Raw genomic sequence first — 25,735 nt, forward strand, 5'->3', positions numbered from 1 at the left:
GGTACCGGCGGAGAATCTGTCCACACCACCGTAAAAGCGAACACTCCGGCGGCGGGGACCGATTCCCCCGGGTGTCGCGGCAGCGCCGTGTACTCGCTCGGGTGGGGCTCACCCGGACGGCTCGCCGCGCTGGTGGGGGGTCCGGCTCGGTGGTGCCGTAAGAGCACGTCCGCCCGTGGACGGCCCGGTCCCCCTCAGGAGGCACCCCGATGACCCATGCCCCGGCCGCCGCGCGCGCCCTCCTCGCCTCCGCGCTGTCGGTGACGGCCCTGCTGACGACGGCGGCGTGCACGGCCGCCGACCGGGAGGTGTCCCGCGGTCTGCCCGCGGGCGTGTCCGAGCCCCCGCCGCCCGCCCCGACCGCGTCCTCGTCCTCCGCCGCGTCCGCCGGTGAGCGGCCGGCGCCGTCGCCGCCCGCGCTGAACGAGGCGCAGCTGCGGGCGGCGCTGATCACGGAGACGGACCTGGGGGAGCCCTGGATGACGAGCCGGGGCGCGGCGACCTGGCGGGACGGCGTGCTCAAGGCGACCACGGAGAACCCCGACTGCCGCCGGCTCCTCGACGCCCTCTACACGGAGGAACTGTTCGGCACCCCGGCCGGCCCGCGCGCCACCGCCACCCTCGACGACACCTACAACGACACCCAGCTCCGCTACCAGACCGCCTCCCACCGTCCGGCCGACGTGGACCGCGTCCTTGCCTGGCTGGGCACCCTTCCGGAGACGTGTGCACGCTTCGAGGCGACCACCACCGGCGCCGGTACCCATCTCGTCGAGGTGTCCGGACTCCCCCTGCCGGAGGCGGGCGACGCGCGGGCGGCCCTGCGCGTGCGGGTGACCGGGGAGGCCGGTGACGAGGCGCCGCCCCTGACCGTGCACCTCGCCGTGGTCCGGGTCGGCGAGGAGGCCATCACCCTCACCAACGGCGGCTTCGGCGCGGTCCTGCCGGAGGTCACCCAGGCGATGACCCAGCTCGGCGCGGACCGCCTCGCGGAGGTCGCCCGCCAGGGGCGGGTACGGGTCTGACCGACGCACGGGTGACACGGACCCGGCAGGTCAGGATTCGAAGCGCCGGCGGTGCGAGACGACGTCGAGGGCCACCTCCAGGGCGGTGCGGCCGTGGGCGAAGGCGTCGCCGCGCAGGCGGGCCAGCGCCTCGTCGGCGCCGATGCCGAGCTGAACCATGATCATGCCGACGGCCTGGTGGACACGGTCGTGGTCGGTGGCCAGGCCGCTGAGCCAGGGTTCGTCGCCGTCCCGGGAGTCGTAGGGCAGGTCCACCAGCGCCACCGTCATGACACCGGCCACCAGCCGGGCCACCTGGAGCTGGCGGTCGGTGAGCGCGCCGGGGGTGTCGCGGTAGAGGTCGAGGGTGCCCACGCAGACGCCGCCGCTGCCCAGGGGGAGCGCGTACACGGCCCGTACGCCGGCGCCGAGCGCCTGCTGTGCGAAGACGGGCCAGCGGTGGACGGAGTCGTCGGCGGTCAGGTCGCGGGCCAGCACGGGAGCGCCGGTCGCCAGGACGTGACAGCAGGGGCCGTCCCCCAGGGTGGCCTGCAGCTGGGCGAGACGGGCGGCGCGGGGACCTGAGGCACCGAGTTGCACGGGCATGCTGTCGCCACGCAGGGACACGCTCGCGCCGTCCACCGGCAGCAGGGCGACTGCCACGGCGCACAGGCGCCCGGGCACAGCGGCGGGGCCGGCCCCGCGCAGCCCCGCCGAGACCGCCTCGCCGACCCGCTCGTACTCCCCGTGACCGATACCCCGGCCCGGGTCGTCGGGGTCGCCCCCAGGGTCGTCCCCGGGCCGCACACCGACCGCCTCCCGTCACCCTCCGAAACCGCCCCCCGACTACCCTCCGTCCCACCCCCGAAACACCACCCCCTCACGGCCGTCGCACCCGCACGGGACCGGGGGGGAGGCCGGGGCGGCCGGCGCACCGCACTGCCGGAGGCTCCCGGCCGCCCGCGTCAGGGGCACGGACCCACGGGCGGGCGCACCCGGAACCGGAAGCGCGGCGAGTACACCGGAGCCGAACCCGTCCCGCCGGAGCGAAGGCACGCACCTGCGCGCCGGGAGGCGCCCCGCCGCCCCCCGAGGCCCGGTCCCACGGGCGGGCGCACCCGGAACCGCAAGCGGCGGGCACGCGAGCGTCACACCGGCGGGTGTGCCGGGGCCGGGCCCAGGGTCGTGGTGCCCGGGGCCGTGCGGTGGCCCAGGCCGGTGCGGTAGGCGTCGAGGGCCGCCTCGACGCGGCCGGTGCGCCGCAGGAGGTCGCCGAGGAGGCGGCACAGGTCGGCCAGGTCGCCGGCCGCACCCGCGCGTTCCAGGAGGCTCATGGCACGGACGTAGTGTTCCTCGGCCTCCTCGGTCCTGCGGGCGTCCTCGGCGATGATCCCGAGCAGCCGGTGCGCCGCCGCCGCGTGCACCGCGCCCCGCTCGGGGGAGAGCCCGCCGAGCACGTCCCGCAGCAGCTCCGCCGCCTCCCGCGAGCTGCCGCGCCGGTGCAGCACGTCGGCCAGCTCGACCGTCAGCTGGCTGCTGTAGAGGGACGCGCGGGTGGCGGACAGCATGTGCAGCGCCTCGCGCATCTCCTCCTCCGCGCGCTCCAGTTCGCCGTTCTGCGCGTACACGTACCCGCGCATCCAGTGGCAGTTGGCCAGCTCCGTGCGCAGTCGCAGCCCCCGGTACAGCTCCGCGGCCCGGGCCAGCGAGGCGTCCGCCTCCGCGAGGCGGCCCTCGGCGAGCAGGGTGCGCGCCACCGACCGGTGCATGCGCGCCACCAGCGCAGGGTCACCGCACCGCGGCGCGAGCGCCAGCGCGAACTCCGCCGCCTGCGCGGCCCGCGCGTGCGCGCCCATGTCCATGTACGGGCCGATCACGCCGGAGTAGAGCAGCAGCAGCGCGTCCGGGTCGTGCAGTCCGCCCCGGTTCAGTTCGTCGAGCGCGGACTCCAGCAGGTGGACCGCGTACCGCAGCTCCCCCGCGAGGTAGTGGGCGACGGCCCGCCCGCGCAGCGCCGGCACCCGTGCGGTCAGCGGCGCGTCGGCGAGCGCGGCCTCGGCCTGCTCGAAGTACTGGCGGCCCAGGGCCGGCTCCCCGGTCTCCAGCGCGCACTCCCCGAGCCCGAGCAGCGCGGCGGCCCGCTCCCCGGTCAGGCCGTGCGTCTCCGCCTCGGCGAGCAGCCCGGTGTACTGCTCCACGGCCGCCTCCGCCTCGCCGCCGGCGAGCGCGCGCTGCGCCTCGGTCAGCCGCAGGCGCAGCTCCGTCACGAGCCGCGCCGGGCGCCCGGTCGCCAGTTCGTCGAACGCGACTCCCAGACGGTCGGCGAGATGCCGCAGCGCGTCGTCGGAGGGGCGCACCCGCCCGGCCTCCAGCGTGGAGATGTAGGCAGGCGTGTAGACCGGCTCGGCCAGCTGTCTCTGGGTCAGGCCACGCTCCACTCGCAACTGCTGCACCCGGCGCCCTATGATTCCGGGCTCGTCCCGCTCCCCCATGCCAACTCCCCCAGCGGCCCTTGCCGTTCGCGTCCGACAGCCCCTAGGTTAAACCGCGCGTTAAACGTGTTTAACCCACCGCTGTTGCGAGGTCGCCGTGCTGGATCGCACACGCTCCACCGAGCGTTACGCCCGGGGTTTCACCGCGGCCGTCGCCGCGGTCGCGGCGCTGGTCCTGGCGGCGAACGCGGGCCCGGCCAGGGCCGCCGACCCCGGCCCGGACCGCCAGACCCCGGCGCCGGTGGAAGCGGTGGCCCGGTAGCGGTGGCGCGGTAGCGGCGGCCCGGTAGCGGTGGCCCGCCGTCGGCCGGACAGGGCCCTGCGCGGCGCCCCGTCGTCCCCCTCAGCCACCCCCCACCGTCGTGGCAGCGCGGTCGTGCGCCGGGGAGGATGCGTACGCCGGCTCAGCCCTGGGTCTGCAACTGCCGTAGCTGCCGCCGGACGTGGTCCAGGGCTCCCTCGCGGCGCCCGGGCACCCGGCCGCGCACCTCCGCGAGGACGGAGCCGAGTTCGCGAGCCAGGGCCGGGTCGCCGATCCGGCCCCACTGGTGGTGCGCCCGGTCCACGGCCGCCTCGACGGCGGGCGCGTCCGCCGGCTGGCCGGCGGCGAGCCGCGCGGTGGCCACCGCCAGCCAGGCTCGGCAGCTGCGCGCCGCGTCCCCGGCCAGCATCGCCAGGTCCGCCCGGACCTCGGTCCAGTGCATCGCCTCCTCGGAGACGGGCCCGTGCGCGAGCCCGGCAGCCTGCTCCAGCCGCGCGGCGAGCGCGTCGGCGTCCGCGTGCCGGCCGGAGCGCACGGCGGCGGTGACGGCCGCGTGCGGGTCGCCCGGGAGCGGCCCGCCCTGGGCCAGCAGCAGCTCCGTGCCCGCGCTCTCCGGCGCGATCCGGGCCAGCGCCCGCTCGTGCAGCTCCTCCTCCGGCGGACGCCGTCCGCTGCGCAGGACCGTCGCGACCGCCTTCATGTACGCCGGTGCCGCGACCGCCCGGCGGGACGGCGGCGGCGCGACGCGACCGTACACGGCGTTGTCACGCCCGCAGTCAAGCGGCGACGGGCCCGGCGGCCGCGGCGCGCACAGCGACCGCCAGGTCTCCTGGTCGGCGTGCAGGTCGAGGAACAGGGTCGTCGCGCCCGCCGGACGCAGCCGCAGCTCCTCCCGGAACCAGTGCCAGGGCAGCGCCGTGTACCGCACGGTGGAAGCGGTCGTCCGGGCCAGCGCCAGGTGCGGCAGCCGCTGGCGGCGGTCGAGCTGGAGCTGGCCGGTGACGAACACGGTCAGCGGTCCCGGGGTGGCGGCGGCCGCGCGCAAGCGGGTCAGCACGGCCTGCGGCTCCAGCGGGTCGGCGAGTTCGACCACGTTCGCGGTGTCCGTGCCGGACAGCACGGAGGGCGGTACCGCCGCGAGGACCGGGAGCACGGACGCCGCGTCCACCAGGCGCCCGCGGCCCAGCGGCGAGGCCGCCAGCAGCAGCACGGTTCCGGGCATGGTCCCTCCCCCTGTCGATCACCTACGGCAGCACGGTAACCGCTGCGGCCGCGAAGGGGGCGGTCAGTACGGTGAACGTCCCCCTTCGGGGCCTTCGCCCCCCGCCGCGCGGGTCCGCCGCACCGCGAAGGCCGTGGTGTCGTCGACCAGGTGCCCCCGGCTGTGCCGCAGCGTTCCGTCGCGTACGACGGCGACCAGCCGGGCGGGCGCCACCACCCGCGGGTCCGCGGCCACGGCCCGCTCCAGGTCCTCGGTGAGCGGGTAGAAGCGTCCGTCGCCGTCCCGCGCCTCGGTCACCCCGTCCGTGACCAGCAGCAGTGTCTCGTCGACGGCCAGCGGCATCCGGCGCACCGGGGGGCCACCAGGGGCCAGGTCGCGGCAGCCCAGCGGGAGACCCCCCTCGGCCGGCAGGATCCGCACGCCGCCGGGGCCGACGGCCAGCGGGTGCTCGTGCCCGAACACGACGGCGTCCACGACGTCCGTGCGGCCCGCGGGGAAGCCGAGCAGGACGGCGGTCGCGAAGCGGTCGCCGTCGTCCCGGCCGAGCGCGGTGGTGTACTCGCGGTGGCGCAGCATCCTGTCCTCCAGCCGGTCGGCGACGGCCGTCAGGTCGGCCTCGTGGTAGCCGGCCTCCCGGAACGTGCCGAGCAGCACCGCCGCCGTCTCCACCGCGCCCAGCCCCTTGCCCTGCACGTCGCCGACGAAGACGCGGGTGCCGTGCGGACCCGGCTGGATGTCGTAGAAGTCGCCGCCGACCCGCGCCCGGGCGTCCGCGGTGAGGTAGATCCCCGCGTGGTCCAGGCCGCCCCAGCCCCGCGGGAGGGGGCGCAGCACGGTACGGCGGACGGTGTCGGTGACGTCCCGCAGGTGCAGCGCGCGGCGCTCCCCGCGCACCCGCACCGCGCAGGCCAGCGTGGAGAGGACGCCACCGGCCGCCACGAGGATGAAGTCCGGCAGCCCCGCCTGGAACTGGTGCGGCCAGGCACTGTCCACGAGGCTGTACGTGACCATCGCCAGCGTGGCGTACACGGCCGTGCCCCACACCCCGCAGAGCGCGGAGGCGATGCCGGGCACCAGCACGATCCAGGAGATGGTCCGGAACTCGCCGCCGGTGTTGTAGTCGGCCGCCGTGATGGCGAGGAGCAGCAGCAGCGGCGGCACCCAGGCGACGCTGCGGCCGCCCACCTGCAGCATCTCGTGCCGGTGCACGACGTCGCGGCGGCCGGCCCGCGGATACCGGTCGTGCAGGACCTGCCCCCCGCTGCCCGGACTCACCGCCCCAGCGAAACACGGGCCCGCACGGCCCGCATCCGGTCCCGGGGACGCCTGGCCCCTCGGTCGACTTGCCGCGCGACCGCGGCGGGTGTGCCCTGGGAGGGCAGGGACGCGGAGAGAGGAGTGCTCCCATGGCGCATGCGGCACCCCGGCCCCGTAAAGCGATCGAGCGGGGCAGCACGACGGACGTCTTCAGCCCGCGGGTCCACAGGGCGGCGCTGGTCGCGGCACCGGTCGCCCTCGGACTGGTGTACGGCTTCTGGGCGGCGGCCAACCGGCGTTACGGCGGGCCCGTCACCGGCTGGAACCTGCTCTTCGGCTTCCTGACCGCGCTCGTGTTCGCGGTGGTCCTCATGGCGCTCCTCGCCCTCGCCCCGAAACTGCGGCGGGAACTGCACGCGGTGGTCTGGGCCGCCTTCTGCGGCATCGCCGTCGGCTTCCTGTTCAGCCAGTCCGGCGGCAGCATCCTGCGCTCCGGGGCACTGGGCCTGGGCGTCATGGCAGGCGTCTTCGCCATGATGTTCTACCGTTTCTACACCCACGAAGACGCCTCGGGCCACCCCGTCACCTAGCCACCCCGCCTGCGGGGCCGGGAGGTGCCCTCCCAGGGCGCGGGGGAGGTTCGGCGCCGGGGGCCCCGCCCGTTCGGGCCGCCTCCACTCGCGCCCTCCGCCGACGGACCGTTGCCTGGAAGCGTGTCCCTCCGCAACGTCCTGTCCGCGACCCTCGTCGCCCTCGCCTGCCTCCTCACCCCCTGCGCCGCCCTCGTCGCCTGGGCGGGCTTCGGCCTCGCGGACACCGGCCGCTACGTCGCCGCCATGGCCCCCCTCGCCACCGACCCGGCCGTACGGGCCGCCGTGGCCGACACCGTGGGCGACGAGGTGGCACGCGAGCTGGGCCAGAGGACGCCGGACGCCGGCCTCGCCCCGTTCGTCCGTGACGCCGTGCACTCCTTCACCCGCACGGAGGCGTTCCGCACGGCCTGGGTGGCGGGCAACAGAGCCGTCCACGACGCGGTCCTGCACGCCCTGCGCGACGACACCGCCACCCGCGGCCCGGTCACCGTGGACCTCGCCCCCGTCGCCGCCCAGGTGCGGCAGCGCCTCGCCGCCGACCACATGCCCTACGCCCACCGCATCCCCGTCGAGCACACCGAGGTCGCGGTGGTCCCGGCCGACGAGGTCGCCGGACTCCGGAAGGGGTACCACGTGCTGGACACCGCCGCCCTCTGGCTGCCCCTCGCGACCGTCCTCCTCGCCGTCGGCGGGATCGCCGTCGCCGCCCGCCGCCGCCGCGCCCTCACCGCCACCGGCCTGGGCACGGCGCTGGGCGGCGCCCTGCTGGCGGTCGCGGTGGCCGCCGGGCGCCGGCTCACCCTGGCCGATCTGCCCGAGCGCCTCCACCGCCCGGCGGCGGCCGCGGTCTACGACGCCCTCACCGCCACCCTGCGCACCGCGTCCTGGCTGCTGCTCGCGCTGGGCCTGACGGTGGCCCTGGCCTCCTGGCTGACCGGCCGCCGCGGACACCGCCGGCGTCCTCCGTCTCCCGCGACCGCCCCGGGGGGCCGTTCCCGGCAACCGTCCGTCACGTTCCCTCGTCCTTGAGGGAGGATTCGGGCATCGCACCCGTGAGCGGAAGGCCGGAACGTTGGACACTGCGACTGCCGACCCGACGGTCACCGGGGACGGGAGGGAACGCCGGCCCGGGGGCGGGCGACGGTTCGGTGCCCGGTGCGCGGCGCTGCTGTTCGCCGGGGTGAGTGTGGTCGTCGGGTGCCGCACCGCCGACACCGACGGCATCACCCCCGTGCCCCAGCTGCTCGCCTTCCTGCCCTGGCTGCTCGTCCCCACCGCCGCAGGACTGCTGTTCACCCTGCTCGCCCGCTGGTGGACCGGCGCCGTGTGGGGCGTGGTCCTCCTGGGCCTGCTGGCCTGGTTCATCGAGCCGTACGGGAAGAGCGGCGATCCCGCGGGGCCGCCCGTCGCCGGGCTGCGGGTGCTGACGTCCAACGTGGAGTTCGGGCAGGCCGCCGGGGCGCTGATCGAGGCCGTGCGCCGCGAGGAACCGGACGTCGTGTTCGTCCAGGAGTGCGAGTACACCTGCGACGCGGCCCTGAAGCGGGAACTTGCGGCCGTCTTTCCGCACCGGCAGGCCGTGGCGGGCGGAGGTTCGGAGGGGTCCGTCATCCTCAGCCGCTTCCCGCTCGGGGCCATCGACGGCGTGCCCGGCACGATGGGCATGCCCGGGGCCGTCGCCGACGTCGGCGGACACACCGTACGGCTCCAGCTCGCCCACCCGATGCCGCCGCTCCCCGGCCAGGTGCGCCTGTGGCAGCGGGAGCTCGGGCGGCTGCGCGACGCGGCCGCCGCCCGGGACACCCCGACCGTGCTCGCCGGGGACTTCAACGCCTCGCAGGACCACGCGGCGTTCCGCCGCATCCTCGACACCGGCCTGCGCGACGCGGCCCGGCTGGACGGCTTGGACCGGACGCCGACCTGGCCGGCGCGCACCGCTCGGGCGTTCGGCACGCAGATCGACCACGTCCTGGTGTCCGAGGAGTTCGCCGCGAGCCGGGCACGCTTCCTCGACCTCCCCGACACCGACCACCGCGCACTGGTCGTCGACCTGACGCTGCACGGCGGCCGGTGAGCGGGCCCGGCCCACGGCGTTCCGGCTAGCGCGAGGACTTCTGCAGCGCCTTCTCCGCCTTGTCGAGCGCGGCGGCGAATCCGTACGCCCAGAGCTGGTTCACCCGCGACCGCTCCGCCGAGTTGGGATAGGCGTTGGTGCAGGACGGGCCGGGACCGCCGCCGGACATCAGCTCGCTGCACGGACCCGAGTAGTGGTCCGGCAGACCGAGCACGTGGCCGGTCTCGTGCGCGGTCACGCGCGTGGAGTCGTAGGTCTGGTTCTGCCGGTAGTCGAGGAAGATGTAACCCCGGCCGTGACCGTCGGTGGAGGCGTACGAGCCGCGCGAGTCGTTGCCCTCGTAGTACGAGAAGTCGGCGCCCGACGTGCCGGCCTGGAGTCTCACGTTGGAGACCGAGCTGTTCCAGATCTGCGTGCTGCGGGCTATCTGCGTGGCGAACGAGGGTGCCCGCGACGCGTTGTAGACGACCGTGACGGCGGCCGTGCCCGTCGGGTTCGCGGCCCGCTTCTCGGCCGCCGACTTCAGCACGGCCTCGAAGAACGCGCGGTTCGCCGCCGCCTCCTCCGGGGAGCCGTCGTAGGCGGCGATCGAAGCGGTGTCGAGCGGGGCGGAGGCGGCGGTTGCGGGTGCCGTGCCGAGGCCGAGGGCGGTGAGGCTCAGACCCGCGGCGGTGAGCACGGACAGGGGCATGCGCATGCGCATCGATGACTCCTTGAGGTGGGGGTGAGTCATGTGTCATCGGTGAGTGTCCGCGCCCGTCCGGCGGCTGTGATGATGGCAACCGGTGATAGGCCCGCGCTATCGCCGGACTCCGGCCAAGCACGCGGCGTCGCCCGACTCCGCCTGAACGGGCGGGATTTGTGAGTCTGGTGAAACGTGAACTTCCGCCTTACCCTCCCAGGGCATGGAGCTCGAGGTCAGGCACCTCAGGGCGTTGTGCGCGATCGCCGACACCGGCAGTCTGCACCGCGCCGCACGCCAACTGGGCGTGGCTCAGCCCTCGTTGAGCACGCAGTTGCGGCGCATCGAACAGGAGCTGGGCGGCGCCCTGTTCGTGCGTGCGCGCACCGGCTGCCGGCCCACCCCCCTGGGCCGGCTGGTCCTCAGCCGCGCCCGCCCGCTCGTCACCGAGCTGCGTTCCCTGGTCACCGAGGCCCGCGCCGCCGCCGTCGGCGGACGGCAGCTGCGCATCGGCTCCACCGCGAGCCGGGCGCTGGCCGGCTGGCTGCGCCGGCTGCGCCGGCACTGCCAGGAGCCCACCCTGCACATGGACGTCTCCGCCAACGCCCTGCTGCGCATGGTCGCCGACAGCCAGCTCGACGTCGCCTTCGTGCACGAGGTGGAGGGCTGCCCGCTGCGCGTCCCCGAGGGCCTGCGCACCCGCGTCCTCATCGAGCGCGAGCCGCAGTTCGTGTCCCTGCCGGCCGACCACCCGGCCGCCGCGCACCCGGTCGTCCACCTGTCCGACCTGGCCGGCGACCGGTGGATGATCGACCCGACGGTCGACGGCGAGTGGGACGCCGTGCGCCGCGTACTGCGCGCCGCCGGGATCAGCCCGCGCGTGCTGCACGGCGACTACCACACCGCCGCCTCCCTGGTCGCCACCGGCGAGGTCGTCACCGTGTGCCAGCCGACCTCGCCGTCCCGCCCCGAGACGGCGGTCCGCCGGCTCCACGGCGATCCCCTCGGCGTACGGCTGCTGCTGGCGGCCCGCACGGACACGGAGCTGGAGGGCGTCTATCCCGACCTGGCCGACGCGTACCGGGAGGTGGCCCACCAGGCACCGGCCTACCGGGAGTGGCTGGAGGAGCTGGTGCCCGGTCCCTGAAACCAGCCCCTCCCGGAACCGCCGCCGTCAGACGCCGATGTCCCGCCCGTCCGCGCGCCACACCGCGACCACGGCGGGCCGGACGTACGTGCCGGGCCCGTCGGGCCAGGTGCTGGCCGGCGTGTCGACCGTCGCCCCGTCCACCTCGCCCGGGTGCTGCACGGCGACCAGCACCCGCCGGTCCTGGATCACCGGGCCGCAGGTCTCCGCGCCCGAGGGCACGGTGAGGAACTGCTTCAGCTCACCGCGCCGCTCCCCGCGCGTGGCGACACCGAAGAGACCGTCGTGGGAGCCGAGGGCGCTGCCGTCGGTGGAGATCCACAGGTTGCCGTGGTCGTCGAAGGCGACGTTGTCGGGGCAGGAGATCGGGCTGACGGAGTCCTTCGGGAAACCGGCGAAGTACGTCGCCGGGTCCTCGGGGTCGCCCGCGACCAGGAAGAGCGACCAGGCGAAGCGGGTGCTGTCCGGCCGGTTCCAGCGCTCGGTCAGCTCCAGGACGTGGCCGTGCTTGTTGAGGTTGCGCGGGTTGGCCTCGTCGGCGGCGGCGTATCCGGCCTTGCCCCGGTTGGAGTTGTTGGTGAGGGCGACGTACACCTTGCCGGTGACCGGGTTGGGCTCGATGTCCTCGGGCCGGTCCATCTTGGTGGCGCCCACCTTGTCACCGGCGAGGCGCGTGAAGACGAAGACCTCCTCGGCGGTCATGCCCTCGACGTGCGAGACGGCGCCGTCGGCGGTGGCCGTCGCCAGCGGGATCCACCGACCGCTCCCGTCGAACTCGCCGTCCTCCGGCAGCGTGCCCGTCCCGTCGATCTCGATGGCGGGCGAGTCGCCGGTCAGCCTGGCGACGTACAGCGTCCCCTCGTCGAGCAGGGAGAGGTTGTGCTCACGCGCCCAGCGGCTGTTGCCGTGCCGCATCCGCTTGCTGCCGACGAACTTGTAGAAGTAGTCGAACCGCTCGTCGTCCCCGCTGTAGACGACCGGACGCCCGTCGTGCGTCAGCCGCACGGTCGCGCCCTCGTGCTTGAACCGGCCGAGCGCGGTGTGCTTGCGCGGGGTGGAGTCGGGGTCGTACGGGTCGAGTTCGACGACGTAGCCGAAGCGGTGCGCCTCGTTCGGCTCCTGGGCCAGGTCGAACCGCTTGTCGAACCTCTCCCACTTGCGCTCGGTGGCGCCGGTGCCGATCCCGTAGCGCTTGTCGGTGGCGCTGCTGCCGTGGGCGAAGTACTGGTTGAAGTTCTCCTCGCCGTGCAGTGTCGTGCCCCAGGGGGTGGTGCCGCCGGCGCAGTTGTTGAGGGTGCCGAGCACCTTCGTGCCGCTCGGGTCGGCGGAGGTCCTCACCAGGTCGGACCCGGCGGCGGGGCCGGTGAGCCGGAACTCGGAGGTGGCGGTCAGACGCCGGTTGAGGTGATGGCGGGGGACGGGCGTGATCCTGCCGCTGCGGTGCTCCTCCTCGACGGCGACCACGGCGAGGCCGTGCGCGGCCCAAGCGATCTCCACCTGCTCGCGGGTGGGGTTCGCCGGGTCGTAGTCGCGGAACATGAGGATCTCGTCGGTGTACTCGTGGTTGGCGACGAGCAGCTGCCGGCCGCGCTCGCCGCGCAGCGGGAGCAGCGCGAGGAAGTCGCAGTTGTACCCGAACTGTCCGGCCTGCGCCGTGGCGCTCTGCCGCTCCGGGTCGAAGGCGGGCGCACCGCGCAGGATGGGCTCGCCCCAGCGGATGACGACGTTCTGCCGGTAGCCCTCCGGCACGGTGACGGCGTCGTTCGTGTTCGGCGCGACGGGAGTGAACCGCAGACCGCGGGCGCCCTGGTGCCCCTGGCCGGGCCGGTGGGCGGCGGGCGCCGCCTGAGCCCCGGGGGCGGCCGCGACGCCGACCGCACCGGCGCCGGCGGCGGCGACCGTCACGACGGCGGCGGCGCGCATCATGGACCGGCGGCTGAGGGCACCGGCGATGACGTCGCCGACGTACTCGTTGGAGCTGGTGTTGGGCACCTCGTGGAAACAGGCGTCACCACACCGGAAACGACAGGTCAGGGCGGACCGGCCGCCGGGGTGGGAACCGGACGGCGTTCCGATCAGCGGCAGCAGCTTTCGCACGTGTTCTCTCCTTGGGTGCCCGTGGTGTCAGCGTGACCGTAGGAGCACATATGTGCGGTAGCCGGGCGGCCGGATGAACGGCGAGTGAACCCGCGGCAGCATTAAGGACGTTGCACCGGAACGCCCCGGGCGGGCACCCGCGGGCCGAGATCGCCCCCTTGACATATACGATTCCGCAAACCCAACCCTGCCCAAGATCGCCCTTTCGGGCCGCTAACCTTACGTGTCCGTCCTGGCCAGGGATTGACGGGCATCAACTCACGCGAAGGGTTGCGCACATGGGCATTCTCACTCTCCTGCGGAACGCGTTCGGACGGTCACGCAAAGCGAGGGCCGCCGAAGCGGAGGGTGCGGCACCGGCCGCCGAAAGGACGGAAACGGCCGCTCCGACATCGCCCGAACCCGCCCCCGAATCGGCCCCGGAACCCGCCGCGAGCACACCGGCGCCACTGACGATTCCGTCCCCGTCCCCGGAACCGACGCCGGCACCCGTGGCCCCCTCCGTTCCGGAGCAGCGCGACGAGCACGATCTCGTCGCCGCCGCCTTCGACAGCGTCGCGGTCCCCCGCCCCACCCGCTCGGACGACACCCCGCCGGTGCCGGCCACGGACGAAGCCCAGCCCGAGCCCAAGCCCGAGCCCGAGCCCGAGCCGCAGGCAACCACCGAACCCGCCCCGCAAGCCGAGCCGGAGACGAAGCCCGAGCCGGAGGCGAAGCCCGAGCCGGAGCCGCAAGCCGAGCCGGAGACAAAGCCCGAGCCGCAGGCAACCACCGAACCCGCCCCCACCGAGGCACCCGCGGCCGCCGACGGCGAGGACACCCCACAGGGGCCACCCGCAGCCGACGACGAGACCCGCACGGGCGGTGCGGGTGGGAACGACTCCCCGGCCGAAGGCGAAGCCGAGGCCGAACCCCCCGCCCCCACCGAGGCACCCGCGGCCGCGAAACCCGCCACCCCCGCCACCAAGCTCCGCAACACCACCCTCACCACCGCCTACAAGGCCGCCGGCACCGCCCTCAAGAAGCACGACCTCACCGGCGCCCGCGCCAAGGTCTACCTCGTGCTCGACCGCTCCGCGTCCATGCGCCCGTACTACAAGGACGGCTCCGCCCAGGCCCTCGGCGAGCAGACCCTCGCGCTCGCCGCCCACCTCGACACCGAGGCCACCGTCCACGTCGTCTTCTTCTCCACCGAACTCGACGGCACCGGCGAGCTGACCCTCACCGACCACGAGAACAAGATCGACGAGCTGCACGCCGGCCTCGGCCGGATGGGTCGCACCAGCTACCACGCCGCCGTCGAGGCGGTCCTCGCACGGCACGCCGAGGAGCCGGCCGGCGCCCCCGCCCTGGTGGTCTTCCAGACGGACGGCGCGCCCGACGCCAAGACCCCCGCCACCCAGGCCCTCACCGACGCCGCGAAGAACCACCCCTCCGTGTTCTTCTCCTTCGTCGCCTTCGGCGAGCACGAGAACAAGGCCTTCGACTACCTCCGCAAGCTGAAGACGGAGAACACCTCCTTCTTCCACGCGGGCCCCACCCCCCGCGAGCTCACGGACAAGGAGCTCTACGAGGGCGTCCTGGCGGCCTGGCGGCCGTAGCCACCCCCTCACTCCTCGCCCCCGGGGGGCGGACGGGACTCCCGTCCGCCCCCCGAAACGCGTGTGAGCCGACCCCCACCCGCCCAGTAGGATTTCGCCCATGGCGGCCACTGGATCAGAGAAGCAGGGGGCGAAGGCGTACTACGTCTCGACCCCCATCTACTACGTCAACGACGCTCCTCACCTGGGCCACGCCTACACGACCGTCGCAGGCGACGTGCTCACCCGCTGGCACCGCCAGCGCGGCGAGAAGGTGTGGTACCTCACCGGCACGGACGAGCACGGTCAGAAGATCATGCGCACGGCCGAGGCGAACGGGGTCACTCCCCAGGCCTGGGCCGACAAGCTCGTCACGGAGGCATGGAAGCCCCTGTGGGAGCACCTCGAGATCGCGAACGACGACTTCATCCGCACCACGCAGAAGCGGCACACGGACCGCGTCCAGGAGTTCGTGCAGGACCTGTACGACAAGGGCGAGATCTACAAGGGCGGCTACGAGGGCCCGTACTGCGTGGGCTGCGAGGAGTACAAGCTCCCCGGCGAGCTGCTCGACGGCGAGGGTGACCACGCGGGCCAGAAGCTGTGCCCGATCCACAAGAAGCCGGTGGAGATCCTCAGCGAGGAGAACTACTTCTTCAAGCTGAGCGAGTACAGCGAGAAGCTGCTCGCCCACTACGAGGCCAACCCCGGTTTCATCCAGCCGGAGTCCGCGCGCAACGAGGTCGTGAACTTCGTCCGCCAGGGACTGCAGGACCTCTCCATCTCCCGCTCGACGTTCGACTGGGGCGTGCCGGTCCCCTGGGACGACAAGCACGTCATCTACGTGTGGGTCGACGCGCTGCTGAACTACGCCACGGCGGTCGGCTACAACGAGAACCCGGAGAAGTTCGAGGCGACCTTCCCTGCCGACGTCCACCTCGTCGGCAAGGACATCCTCCGCTTCCACGCGATCATCTGGCCGGCCATGCTGATGGCGCAGGGCCTGCCCCTCCCCGGGAAGATCGCCGCGAACGGCTGGCTGATGGTCGGCGGCGAGAAGATGAGCAAGTCCAACCTGACCGGCATCAAGCCGCAGGACCTGACCTCGCACTTCGGTGTGGACGCGTACCGCTGGTACTTCCTGCGGGCGATCGCGTTCGGCCAGGACGGCAGCTTCTCCTGGGAGGACTTCTCGGCCCGCTACACCAGCGAGCTGGCGAACGACTACGGCAACCTGGCGTCCCGCGTGGCCGCGATGGTCGGCAAGTACTTCGGCGGCGAACTGCCGGCGTCGACGGCCGACGGCGAGGCGGAGCGGGCGATCCACGACGGTCTGGCGAAGGCCGTGGCGGAGGCGGACCGCCGCATCGGCGAGGAGCTGGACTTCCAGGGCGGCATCCTGGCGGTGTTCGACTTCGTGAAGCAGGTCAACGGCTACATCACGGAGCAGGAGCCCTGGAAGGTCGCCAAGGACGAGTCGCAGGAGGGCAGGGCCCGCCTGGCGACGATCCTCTACACCGCCGCGGAGTCCCTCCGCGCCGTGGCCGTCCTCCTCAACCCGGTCATGCCGGAGACCTCCCAGAAGCTCTGGGACTCCCTCGGCGCCGAGCCCGGCCTGGGCGCGCTCGCCGACCAGAAGGTCCAGGAGTCCGGCACCTGGGGCCTGCTCCCCGCCGGCTCGACGGTCACCAAGGGCGCGGTCCTCTTCCCGCGTCTCGAGGAGAAGCCGACCGCGTAACGTGATCGCTACAGCAGGGGCCCGGGAGGCGAGCGGAACTTCTCCCGGGCCCCCCGCTTTGCGAAGATCGCGTGAAGGCGGCCGACGTCCGGCCGCCACCACTCACGTGGGGGGATTCGTTCCATGGCACTCTTCGGCAACGCCCACACCGTCGACCCGGCCCAGGCGCAGCAGGACTACGCTCGTCTGCTGGGTCAGGGCGAGCAGGTGCACGCGGCGTTCCTGCTGATCCGCGACACCATACTGTTCACCGACCGCCGCCTGATCATGGTCGACAAGCAGGGCATCACCGGCAAGAAGGTGGAGTACCACTCCATCCCGTACCGCAGCATCACCCACTTCGCGGTGGAGACGGCGGGCACCTTCGACCTCGACGCCGAACTGAAGATCTGGCTCTCGGGCTCCCAGGCCCCCATCCAGAAGACCTTCACCAAGGGCGTCGACATCTACGAGGTCCAGGCCATCCTCACCCAGTTCGTGGCCCGCTGACCCGATCGGGTGAATGTCTCACATATGCCCGGCGCATAGACCATGAGCGCAGCAGGCTTGCGCTCATGGTCACCGCAACACACGAGGCCTCCCACAAGCTCTTCCAGGAGCATCCGGAGGCCCTGGCGCCCGTCTTCGACGCACTTGGCCTGCCACCGCCCACGAAGACGGACTTCGTCCTGGCCGTGGAGGCCCAGACAAAGAAGGACCCGGACAAGGCGAAGGGTGGAGGTCGGTCTGGAGTCCACTCCGACCAGGGAGAACTGGAGGAAGCTGATGCAGGACGTCGTCACCCACTTCCCGGGGCACGGAACGCTCTTCGAGGAGAAATACCTGGAGGGCAAGGCCGAAGGCGAGGCCAAGGGAATTCTGCGCGTCCTGGAGGTACGAGGCCTCCCCCTGTCGGAAGACGTCCGTCAACGGATCACCACCTGCACCGACCTCGGTCGCCTCAACGACTGGCTCGACCGCTCCGGCACGGTGGAGCGCGCGGAGGACCTGTTCACCGAGAACGGTCCGGCAGTCTAGGCGCGCACGGCGAGGGGCCCGGAGGCGCTGTGCGCGTCCGGGCCCCTCGCCGTTGCCGGGGTTACTTCGGCTGCGGCTTGCGCACCGAGAGGTGAAGCTCCTTCAGACGGGCCTCGTCCAACTCGGTCGGGGCACCCATCATCAGGTCCTGGGCGTTGCCGTTGAGCGGGAAGGCGATCGTCTCGCGGATGTTGGGCTCGTCGGCGAGCAGCATCACGATGCGGTCCACGCCGGGCGCGATGCCACCGTGCGGCGGAGCGCCGAAGCGGAACGCGCGGAGCATGCCGGCGAACTTCTCCTCGACCGTCTCACGGTCGTAGCCCGCGATCTCGAACGCCTTGAGCATGATCTCCGGCTCGTGGTTCCGGATCGCGCCGGAGGACAGCTCGACACCGTTGCAGACGATGTCGTACTGCCAGCCCAGGATGTCCAGCGGGTCCTGGGTCTGCAGGGCCTCCAGGCCGCCCTGGGGCATCGAGAAGGGGTTGTGCGAGAAGTCGATCGCGCCGGTCTCCTCGTCCTTCTCGTACATCGGGAAGTCGACGATCCAGCAGAAGCGGAAGACGTTCTCCTCGAAGTGACCGGCGCGCTTCGCGGCCTCGACCCGCACCGCCCCCATGATCTTCGAGACCTCGTCGAACTCGCCCGCGCCGAAGAAGACCGCGTGGCCGGGGGCCAGCGAGAGCCGCTTGGTCAGCTCCGCGACGTTCTCCTCGGTGAGGAACTTCGCGATCGGGCCGGACAGCGCACCGTCCTCGCCGACGCGCACCCACGCCAGGCCCTTCGCGCCCTGGGAGACCGCGTAGTCACCGAGCTGGTCGAAGAACTTGCGCGGCTGGCCGGAGACGTCCGGCACCGGCAGCGCGCGCACGTGCTTGCCGGCGAACGCCTTGAACTCCGAGCCCTCGAAGATGTCCGTGATGTCGACGAGCTCCAGCTGCGCGCGCAGGTCCGGCTTGTCGGAGCCGTACTTCAGCATCGCCTCGCGGAACGGGACGCGCGGGAACGGCGACGTCACGTGACGGCCGTTGCCGAACTCCTCGAACAGCTCGGTCATCAGCTTCTCGATGGGCTGGAAGACGTCCTCCTGCTCGACGAAGCTCATCTCGACGTCGAGCTGGTAGAACTCGCCCGGCGAGCGGTCCGCGCGGGCGTCCTCGTCGCGGAAGCAGGGCGCGATCTGGAAGTAGCGGTCGAAACCGGAGATCATCAGCAGCTGCTTGAACTGCTGCGGTGCCTGCGGCAGCGCGTAGAACTTGCCGGGGTTCAGGCGGGAGGGCACCACGAAGTCACGGGCGCCCTCGGGGGAGGTGGCGCTCAGGATCGGCGTCGCCATCTCGTTGAAGCCCATGGCCGTCATCTTGTGGCGCATCGCCGAGATGACCGACGTGCGCAGCAGGATGTTGCGGTGCATGCGCTCGCGGCGCAGGTCCAGGAAGCGGTACTCCAGGCGCCGCTCCTCGTTGACGCCGTCCTCGGCGTTGATGGTGAAGGGGAGCGGGGCGGCGGCACCGAGCACCTCGACCACGGAGACCTCGACCTCGACCTCACCGGTCGGCAGCTCGGGGTTGACGTTGTCCGTGCCGCGGGAGACGGCCTTGCCGTCGACGCGGACCACGGTCTCCTTGGACAGCTTGTCCAGCGCCTCGTACGCCTCGGTGCCCGGCCGGGCCACCAGCTGCGTGATGCCGTAGTGATCACGCAGATCGATGAAGAGGATGCCGCCCAGGTCGCGCCGATTGTGCAGCCAGCCACTCAGCCGGACGTCGGTGCCGACGTCAGAGGCGCGGAGCTCGCCGCAGGTGTGGGACCTGTACCGATGCATCGTCGTTCATCCAGCCTTCGCGGATCGGGGTCGTTGTTTCACGTGAAACTCCCCCAAGCCTACCGGCCGCCCCATGATCGCTTCTCCGCCCTCGTACGTCGGGCGGGCATCCGGCTTCGGTGGAAGTTTTCGGCACCCTCTTCATAAAGTGGTGCAATGCGCACTGGTGAGCCCCTGCCTGCCCTGGGGGACGTCCTCTCCGCCCTCGACACCGGCGTATGGCACTGGGACACCGCGTCCGGGCTGGTCACCCTCGACGCCGTGGCGGCCCGGCTGCTCGGACTGCCCGCCGAGGAGGCCACCCTCACGGAGGCCCAGGTCCGGGCCCGCCTGCACCCCGTCGACTGGAACGAGATCACCGGCGTGGTCCAGCTCGCCGTCGCCGAGGGGACGCTCGCCGAGGTGCGGATCCGGATCATGAACGGCCAGAACCAGGTCGTCCGGGTGGTGCGCAGCCGCTCCAGGCCCTCCTTCGACCCCGCGCGCAAGGCCTACGTCCTGACCGGCTCCCTTCAGGAGGTCACCGAGCCGACGCCGGGAACACCCGCCGGGCGCAGGGCGGTCACCGGTGACTGGCGGCGCTCCCGTGAGGCGTTCCTGCTGGACGCGGGCCGTGCGCTGGCGGAGGCGCGGTCGACGCAGGAGGTGCTGCGGGTCGCGGCCAACCTGTCCATGCCGGGATTCTCACCGGACGGGCTGGCCGTGTTCGGCGTGGAGGGCGACCGGCTCACGATCATCGGCCACCACGGACACGAGCCCGGTGCCGACAACCCCTTCTACATGCCCCTGGACACGGACTACCCGGCCGCCGAGGTGGTGCGCACGGGCCGGGCGGTCTACCTCTCCTCCCCGGAGCAGTACAGGGCCCGCTATCCGCTCACCTGGCCGCTCGCCCAGCGCTTCGGACGTCAGTCCTGGGCGTTCCTGCCGCTGACCGCCTCCGGCCGCACGATGGGCGCCTGGCTGGCGGCCTTCGCCTATCCGGTCGCCTTCACCCCCGACGAGCGCTCCGTGCTGACCACGGTCGCCCGGATGCTGGCCCAGGCGCTGACCCGGGCGGGCACCGCCGAGAGCGAGCGGGCGCTGACCGACGGGCTGCAGCGCTCGATGATGCCGAAGCTCGGCCCGGGCATCCCGGGCATGAGCGTCGCCGCCCGCTACGTCCCCACCGGCGGCGGACTCCAGGTCGGCGGCGACTGGTACGACGTGATCCCGCTGCCGGGCAAGCGGTTCGCGCTGGTCATCGGCGACGTCCAGGGCCATGACGTCCGGGCCGCCGGGCTGATGGGACAGTTGCGCATAGCCCTGCGGGCCTACGCCTCCGAGGGCCACCGGCCCGACGCCGTGCTCTCCCGCGCCTCCCGCTTCCTGCACGGCATCGGCGAGGCGGACCCGGCCGACATGCGCTTCGCGACCTGTCTGTACGCCGAGGTCGACCCCGTGAGCGGCGTACTGGAGATCGCCCGCGCGGGCCATCCCGATCCGGTGATCCGCATGGCCGACAGGACGGTGCTGACCCGGCCGACGGCGGGCGGGCTGCCGCTGGGCGTCGACCCGGACACCGACTACCCCACCACGCGGATCGTGCTGGAGTCCGGCGAGACCATGATGATCTGCACCGACGGGCTGATCGAGACCGGCGGCCACGACCTGGACACCGGCTGGCAGCGTCTGCGCGGCATCCTCGAGGAGCACCGGGGCAACCAGGAGGAACTGGCCGACGCCTTGGTCCAGGCGGTGCACGGCCCCTCCTCGCACCACACCACCGGCCCGCTGGCCGACCGGCGCGAGGACGACATCGCCGTCCTGCTGCTGTCCCGGCGGAGTGAGGGCTGCGGCTGCGGCGCGGAGCCGGACACGGTACGGCCCCCGGTGCGCCGCACGATGCTGACGGTGGCGCAGGCCGAGCCCGAGCGGATCGCCGTGGCCCGGCACCAGCTGCGCGACCTGCTGCACGACTGGTCCTCACCGGATCAGGTGGACTCGGCCGTGCTGCTGCTGTCGGAGGTGCTCACCAACGTCCTCGTGCACACCGACGCCGACGCCCTGCTGCTCGCCGAGGTCACCGACGGGGGAGACGGCCGCCGGATACGCGTCGAGGTCACCGACGCCGGCGACGACCTGCCGCACCTGCGCAGACCGGGCGAGCTGGCGTCCTCCGGGCGGGGGCTGGTCCTCGTCGAACTCCTCGCCCACACCTGGGGCGTCGACCCGCGCGGCGAGGGCAAGAGCATCTGGTTCGAGGTGTACGAACACCAGGATGGGGCCGGGCCACACCTCGACGGTCACGGCTGAACGGCCGGTTGTCCACCGGTCGCACCGGCGTGGCGGCGGCCGGTCCGCTCATCCGCCGAAGGGGTTCCCGTGCCCGGGGGTCCCGCCCGACGGCAGGTACCGCAGCCGTCCGCCGGGCTCCGTGACCGGCGTGAACCCGGCGGCCCGCAGGACGGCGGCGTACCGGGCTCTGAAGCGCCGGTTGACGGCGAACCCGACGGGCAGCAGGGCCATCAGCGCGGCCCAGACGGCGCAGGTGACGACCAGCACGGCCGTGGTACCGGTGTCCGCCGCCAGGCCGACGGGCAGGGCGAGGGGAACGGCGCCCACCCCGGTGAGCACGATCAACTGCCTGCCGGTGTACATGGCGGTGATGTCGTAGGTGATACGGGCCTTGAGGAGCTCGACCTCGTCCGGCGCGAGAGCCGGAAGCGGGCCCCCGTCGCTCGCGCCCGGATGCCTCGCCCGGTTCCGCGCGGCCCGCGCCCGCGCCCGCGGACCGGGGTCGGGCACCAGCGCCACCACGTAGCCGTTGCCCTGGGCCCCGCCGCCCTGATGGACGTCCGCGTAGTCGTATCCGAACTCCCGGGCCATCGCGGCGAGCCGGGCGAGCCTCGTCGTGGACGCCAGGGTGCGGGTGACCTGGACGGGCTCCCCGCTCTCCATCCGCCGCAGCATCTTCCGCATCGCCCGGCGCTCGCCCACGGCCGTCCTCTCCCTCCCGCGTCCCGGCCGTGGTCCGGCCGTGCACGGACATCATCGCGTCCGTCCACGGCCGGGATCACTGCCGGATGCGGGCAGTCCTCGGGCGCGGTCACTGCCGACGGCGGACCCGTCCACGGCCCCGCCGGTCACGCCTCCTGCGGACCGGACTCCGACATGCCGTGCACCGCGGGGACCGTGCCGAGGCGGCCCTTCCGGAAGTCCTCGAAGGCCTGGATGAGCTCGTCCTTGGTGTTCATCACGAACGGGCCGTAGTGGGCCATCGGCTCACGGATGGGCCGGCCGCCCAGGAGGACGACCTCCAGGTCCGGGGTGTACGCGTCCTGCTTCTCGTCCGCGCGGACGGTCAGCGAGGAGCCGGCGCCGAAGACCGCGGTCTGGCCCAGGTGGACCGGACGCCGCTCGGCGCCCACGGACCCGCGCCCGGCCATGACGTACGCCAGGCCGTTGAAGTCCTCCCGCCAGGGCAGGGTGACCTCCGCGCCCGGCGCCAGCGTCGCGTGGATCATCGTGATCGGCGTGTGCGTGATGCCCGGCCCCTCGTGGCCGTCCAGCGCGCCCGCGATGACGCGCAGCAGCGCGCCGCCGTCGGGGGAGGTGAGGAGCTGGACGCTGCCGCTGCGGATGTCCTGGTAGCGCGGCGCCATCATCTTGTCCTTGGCGGGCAGGTTCACCCACAGCTGGAGCCCGTGGAAGAGCCCGCCGGACACGACGAGGTGCTCCGGCGGCGCCTCGATGTGCAGCAGTCCGGCGCCGGCCGTCATCCACTGGGTGTCGCCGTTGGTGATGGTGCCGCCACCGCCGTTGGAGTCCTGGTGGTCGAAGATCCCGTCGATGATGTAGGTCACGGTCTCGAAGCCGCGGTGGGGGTGCCACGGGGTGCCCTTGGGCTCCCCGGGCGCGTACTCCACCTCACCCATCTGGTCCATCATGATGAACGGGTCGAGATGGCGGTGGTTGATCCCCGCGAACGCCCGGCGCACCGGGAAGCCCTCGCCCTCGAAACCGCTCGGCGCGGTCGTGACGGTGAGCACGGGACGTGCCACGGCATCGGTGGGAGCGGTCACTCGGGGCAGCGTCAACGGGTTCTCGACGGTCACTGCAGGCATGTCGGTACCTCCTCGGGTACGCCCACTTTAGTTGAGTGTTGAACTTCCTGCCACCCGGAACGGAGAAAGCCCGGAGGGAATTCCCTCCGGGCTCGGCACAGGCGCGAACGGGCCGCCCTCAGCCATACATCCGGCGCATGGCGAACTCGACCATCTGCTCCACGGCCTTCGCGTCGAACACCATCCGGTGCTCGCCCTCCATGTCGAGCACGAAGCCGTAGCCGGTCGGCAGCAGGTCGATCACCTCGGCGCCGGTGATGACGAAGTACTTGGACTCCTTGCCGGCGTACCGCCGCAGCTCCTTCAGTGAGGTGAACATCGGGATCACCGGCTGCTGGGTGTTGTGCAGGGCGAGGAATCCGGGGTTGTCACCGCGCGGGCAGTAGACCTTGGACGTGGCGAAGACCTGCTGGAAGTCCTCGGCCGCCATCTGCCCCGTGGTGAACGCGCGCACGGCGTCGGCGAGCGAGGGCGCGGACGGCTCGGGATACAGCGGCGCCTGCTGCCCGTACCCGCCCGGCATCTGCTGCTGCGGCGGGACGTAACCCTGTTGCGTCCCCGCACTCTGGTCGTAGCCGTACATGCCGCACAGACTACTGACCCCGCGGGAGGGCTGGGTCACAGATGTCCGGATCGGGGTTGCTTCTTATTACCCACGGGTAGCATCATCGGGACCACTTGTCGGTACGTGAATCAGTTGCGAGGAGTCAGTGCCTCGCCGATCCCTCTCTAACGGAGCCGTCGCCATGGGGCACTACAAGTCGAATCTCCGCGACATCGAGTTCAACCTCTTCGAAGTACTCGGGCGCGACAAGCTGTACGGCACGGGCCCGTTCGAGGAGATGGACGCCGAGACCGCGAAGAGCGTCCTCGACGAGCTGACCCGGCTCGCGGAGAACGAGCTGGCCGAGTCCTTCACGGAGGCCGACCGCAACCCGCCGGTCTTCGACCCGGAGACCAGCACCGCGCCGGTGCCGCCGTCCTTCAAGAAGAGCTACCAGGCCTTCATGGACTCCGAGTACTGGCGTCTGGGCCTGCCCGAGGCCATCGGCGGCACCACCGCGCCCCCCTCCCTGATCTGGGCGTACGCCGAGCTGATCCTGGGCGCCAACCCGGCCGTGTGGATGTACTCCTCCGGTCCGGCCTTCGCCGGGATCCTCTACGACGAGGGCAACGAGGTCCAGAAGAAGATCGCGCAGATCGCCGTCGACAAGCAGTGGGGTTCGACGATGGTCCTCACCGAGCCGGACGCCGGCTCGGACGTGGGCGCCGGCCGCACCAAGGCCGTGCAGCAGGAGGACGGCTCCTGGCACATCGAGGGCGTGAAGCGGTTCATCACGTCCGGTGAGCACGACATGTCGGAGAACATCCTCCACTACGTGCTGGCCCGCCCCGAGGGCGCGGGACCCGGCACCAAGGGCCTGTCCCTCTTCCTCGTCCCGAAGTACCTCTTCGACGTCGAGACCGGCGAGCTGGGCGAGCGCAACGGCGTCTACGCCACGAACGTCGAGCACAAGATGGGCCTGAAGGCCTCCAACACCTGCGAGATGACCTTCGGCGACCGGCACCCCGCCAAGGGCTGGCTGATCGGCGACAGGCACGACGGCATCCGCCAGATGTTCCGCATCATCGAGTTCGCCCGCATGATGGTCGGCACGAAGGCGATCTCCACGCTGTCGACGGGCTACCTGAACGCGCTGGAGTACGCCAAGGAGCGGGTCCAGGGCCCGGACCTGGCGAACTTCATGGACAAGACCGCGCCCAAGGTCACCATCACCCACCACCCCGACGTGCGCCGCTCGCTGATGACGCAGAAGGCGTACGCGGAGGGCATGCGCGCCCTCGTCCTGTACACCGCGTCCGTCCAGGACACGATCGCGGTCAAGGAGGCGGCGGGCGAGGACGTGTCGGCCGAGCACGCGCTCAACGACCTGCTCCTGCCCATCGTCAAGGGCTACGGCTCCGAGAAGGGCTACGAGCAGCTCGCCCAGTCGCTGCAGACCTTCGGCGGCTCCGGCTTCCTGCAGGAGTACCCGATCGAGCAGTACATCCGGGACTCCAAGATCGACACCCTGTACGAGGGCACCACCGCGATCCAGGGCCAGGACTTCTTCTTCCGGAAGATCGTCCGCAACCAGGGCGCGGCGCTGAACTCGCTCGCCGAGGACATCAAGAAGTTCCTGGCGCTCGGCGAGGGCGGCGAGGAGCTGGCGGGCGCCCGCGAGCACCTGGCCAAGGCGGCCGTCGAGCTGGAGGCCATCGTCGGCCTGATGCTCACCGACCTCGCGGCCACCGAGCAGGACGTCAAGAACATCTACAAGGTCGGCCTCAACACCACCCGCCTGCTGATGGCCTCCGGCGACGTGATCGTCGGCTATCTGCTCCTCAAGGGTGCCGCGGTCGCCGCCGACAAGCTGGCCACGGCCACCGCCAAGGACCAGGCCTTCTACACCGGCAAGATCGCCGCGGCCAAGTTCTTCGCGGCCACCGTCCTCCCCGGCGTCACCCTGGCCCGCAAGGTCGCCGAGGGCGTCGAACTGGACCTGATGGAACTGGACGAGGCGGCGTTCTAGGACGACCCCGTACAGACCTCGCGAGGGCCCGCTCCCACACCGGGAAGCGGGCCCTCGCCCTCGTTA

General features: G+C 72.5%; 22 protein-coding genes. 12 read left to right on the forward strand and 10 right to left on the reverse strand.

All coding sequences use genetic code 11. The features are described from left to right. Positions 1-209: 209 nt before the first annotated feature. Positions 210-1,025, forward strand: a complete 816-nt coding sequence (locus tag BU52_RS24680) for a hypothetical protein (protein WP_037938129.1) — start codon at positions 210-212, stop codon at positions 1,023-1,025. Between the two features lie 30 nt (positions 1,026-1,055). Here BU52_RS24680 and BU52_RS24685 read toward each other — a convergent pair whose 3' ends face one another. After that, positions 1,056-1,811, reverse strand: a complete 756-nt coding sequence (locus BU52_RS24685; RefSeq protein WP_037938132.1) for a GAF and ANTAR domain-containing protein — start codon at positions 1,809-1,811, stop codon at positions 1,056-1,058. 341 nt (positions 1,812-2,152) lie between these two features. Beyond that, on the reverse strand, positions 2,153-3,496 hold the full coding sequence (locus BU52_RS24690) for a helix-turn-helix transcriptional regulator (RefSeq protein ID WP_037938135.1): 1,344 nt from the start codon (positions 3,494-3,496) through the stop codon (positions 2,153-2,155). A gap of 97 nt (positions 3,497-3,593) precedes the next feature. On the opposite strand from BU52_RS24690, the gene BU52_RS35785 reads away from it, so the two are divergent. Beyond that, entirely contained in the window at positions 3,594-3,758 is a 165-nt protein-coding gene (locus BU52_RS35785) for a hypothetical protein (RefSeq protein WP_167343541.1), read from the forward strand. Positions 3,759-3,900: 142 nt separating this feature from the next. Here the strand turns inward: BU52_RS35785 and BU52_RS24695 are convergent, their stop codons facing one another. Together BU52_RS24695 and BU52_RS24700 are read right to left on the reverse strand one after the other, a co-directional pair. Then, the gene (locus BU52_RS24695) at positions 3,901-4,980 is read right to left on the reverse strand and encodes a serine/threonine-protein kinase (protein ID WP_037938137.1); all 1,080 of its coding nucleotides are present in this window, start codon (positions 4,978-4,980) and stop codon (positions 3,901-3,903) included. Positions 4,981-5,043: 63 nt separating this feature from the next. Continuing rightward, a complete protein-coding gene (locus BU52_RS24700; RefSeq protein WP_107061261.1) occupies positions 5,044-6,174 on the reverse strand; it encodes a PP2C family protein-serine/threonine phosphatase in 1,131 nt (376 codons plus the stop codon). A 212-nt stretch (positions 6,175-6,386) separates the two neighbouring features. Here BU52_RS24700 and BU52_RS24705 point away from each other — a divergent pair, with 212 nt between their 5' ends. The 3 genes from BU52_RS24705 to BU52_RS24715 all read left to right on the forward strand — a co-directional run bounded on the left by BU52_RS24705 (position 6,387) and on the right by BU52_RS24715 (position 8,904). Further along, the gene (locus BU52_RS24705) at positions 6,387-6,827 is read left to right on the forward strand and encodes a hypothetical protein (protein ID WP_037938141.1); all 441 of its coding nucleotides are present in this window, start codon (positions 6,387-6,389) and stop codon (positions 6,825-6,827) included. Between the two features lie 123 nt (positions 6,828-6,950). Then, complete coding sequence (locus BU52_RS24710) at positions 6,951-7,859, forward strand: hypothetical protein (protein WP_037938142.1); 909 nt, start codon at positions 6,951-6,953, stop codon at positions 7,857-7,859. Between the two features lie 43 nt (positions 7,860-7,902). Next, positions 7,903-8,904, forward strand: a complete 1,002-nt coding sequence (locus BU52_RS24715) for an endonuclease/exonuclease/phosphatase family protein (RefSeq protein WP_037938143.1) — start codon at positions 7,903-7,905, stop codon at positions 8,902-8,904. Between the two features lie 25 nt (positions 8,905-8,929). On the opposite strand, the gene snpA is transcribed toward BU52_RS24715, so the two are convergent. Beyond that, the gene (gene snpA, locus BU52_RS24720) at positions 8,930-9,607 is read right to left on the reverse strand and encodes a snapalysin (protein ID WP_037938144.1); all 678 of its coding nucleotides are present in this window, start codon (positions 9,605-9,607) and stop codon (positions 8,930-8,932) included. A 202-nt stretch (positions 9,608-9,809) separates the two neighbouring features. Here snpA and BU52_RS24725 point away from each other — a divergent pair, with 202 nt between their 5' ends. Continuing rightward, positions 9,810-10,733 carry a LysR family transcriptional regulator gene (locus BU52_RS24725; protein WP_037938147.1) on the forward strand — a complete coding sequence of 308 codons (924 nt, stop codon included), beginning with the start codon at positions 9,810-9,812 and terminating at the stop codon, positions 10,731-10,733. Positions 10,734-10,760: 27 nt separating this feature from the next. Here the strand turns inward: BU52_RS24725 and BU52_RS24730 are convergent, their stop codons facing one another. Then, positions 10,761-12,830: a PhoX family protein gene (locus BU52_RS24730; RefSeq protein ID WP_037938148.1), complete on the reverse strand. Its 2,070-nt coding sequence runs from the start codon at positions 12,828-12,830 to the stop codon at positions 10,761-10,763. Positions 12,831-13,108: 278 nt separating this feature from the next. Here BU52_RS24730 and BU52_RS24735 point away from each other — a divergent pair, with 278 nt between their 5' ends. The 4 genes from BU52_RS24735 (at position 13,109) to BU52_RS34030 (ending at position 17,165) form a co-directional block, all read left to right on the forward strand. Further along, positions 13,109-14,431, forward strand: a complete 1,323-nt coding sequence (locus BU52_RS24735; RefSeq protein ID WP_037938149.1) for a VWA domain-containing protein — start codon at positions 13,109-13,111, stop codon at positions 14,429-14,431. A gap of 100 nt (positions 14,432-14,531) precedes the next feature. Further along, the gene (gene metG / locus BU52_RS24740) at positions 14,532-16,148 is read left to right on the forward strand and encodes a methionine--tRNA ligase (RefSeq protein ID WP_037938151.1); all 1,617 of its coding nucleotides are present in this window, start codon (positions 14,532-14,534) and stop codon (positions 16,146-16,148) included. 123 nt (positions 16,149-16,271) lie between these two features. After that, positions 16,272-16,637 carry a PH domain-containing protein gene (locus BU52_RS24745; protein WP_037938153.1) on the forward strand — a complete coding sequence of 122 codons (366 nt, stop codon included), beginning with the start codon at positions 16,272-16,274 and terminating at the stop codon, positions 16,635-16,637. Between the two features lie 225 nt (positions 16,638-16,862). Then, positions 16,863-17,165, forward strand: coding sequence for a hypothetical protein (locus BU52_RS34030; RefSeq protein ID WP_235216413.1), 303 nt, complete (start codon positions 16,863-16,865; stop codon positions 17,163-17,165). 61 nt (positions 17,166-17,226) lie between these two features. Here BU52_RS34030 and aspS read toward each other — a convergent pair whose 3' ends face one another. Beyond that, positions 17,227-18,990: an aspartate--tRNA ligase gene (aspS, locus tag BU52_RS24755; RefSeq protein ID WP_037938158.1), complete on the reverse strand. Its 1,764-nt coding sequence runs from the start codon at positions 18,988-18,990 to the stop codon at positions 17,227-17,229. Positions 18,991-19,146: 156 nt separating this feature from the next. Here aspS and BU52_RS24760 point away from each other — a divergent pair, with 156 nt between their 5' ends. Then, positions 19,147-21,285, forward strand: coding sequence for an ATP-binding SpoIIE family protein phosphatase (locus BU52_RS24760; protein WP_037938160.1), 2,139 nt, complete (start codon positions 19,147-19,149; stop codon positions 21,283-21,285). Positions 21,286-21,333: 48 nt separating this feature from the next. Here BU52_RS24760 and BU52_RS24765 read toward each other — a convergent pair whose 3' ends face one another. The 3 genes from BU52_RS24765 to BU52_RS24775 form a co-directional block, all read right to left on the reverse strand. Continuing rightward, positions 21,334-21,969, reverse strand: a complete 636-nt coding sequence (locus tag BU52_RS24765) for a hypothetical protein (protein ID WP_051858563.1) — start codon at positions 21,967-21,969, stop codon at positions 21,334-21,336. Positions 21,970-22,115: 146 nt separating this feature from the next. Continuing rightward, positions 22,116-23,096, reverse strand: coding sequence for a pirin family protein (locus tag BU52_RS24770; RefSeq protein WP_037938162.1), 981 nt, complete (start codon positions 23,094-23,096; stop codon positions 22,116-22,118). A 118-nt stretch (positions 23,097-23,214) separates the two neighbouring features. Then, entirely contained in the window at positions 23,215-23,679 is a 465-nt protein-coding gene (locus tag BU52_RS24775) for an SseB family protein (RefSeq protein ID WP_037938163.1), read from the reverse strand. 163 nt (positions 23,680-23,842) lie between these two features. On the opposite strand from BU52_RS24775, the gene BU52_RS24780 reads away from it, so the two are divergent. Further along, positions 23,843-25,669, forward strand: coding sequence for an acyl-CoA dehydrogenase (locus BU52_RS24780; RefSeq protein ID WP_037938164.1), 1,827 nt, complete (start codon positions 23,843-23,845; stop codon positions 25,667-25,669). Positions 25,670-25,735: the final 66 nt, after the last annotated feature.

This window comes from Streptomyces toyocaensis, from assembly GCF_000725125.1.
GTDB lineage: Bacteria > Actinomycetota > Actinomycetes > Streptomycetales > Streptomycetaceae > Streptomyces > Streptomyces toyocaensis.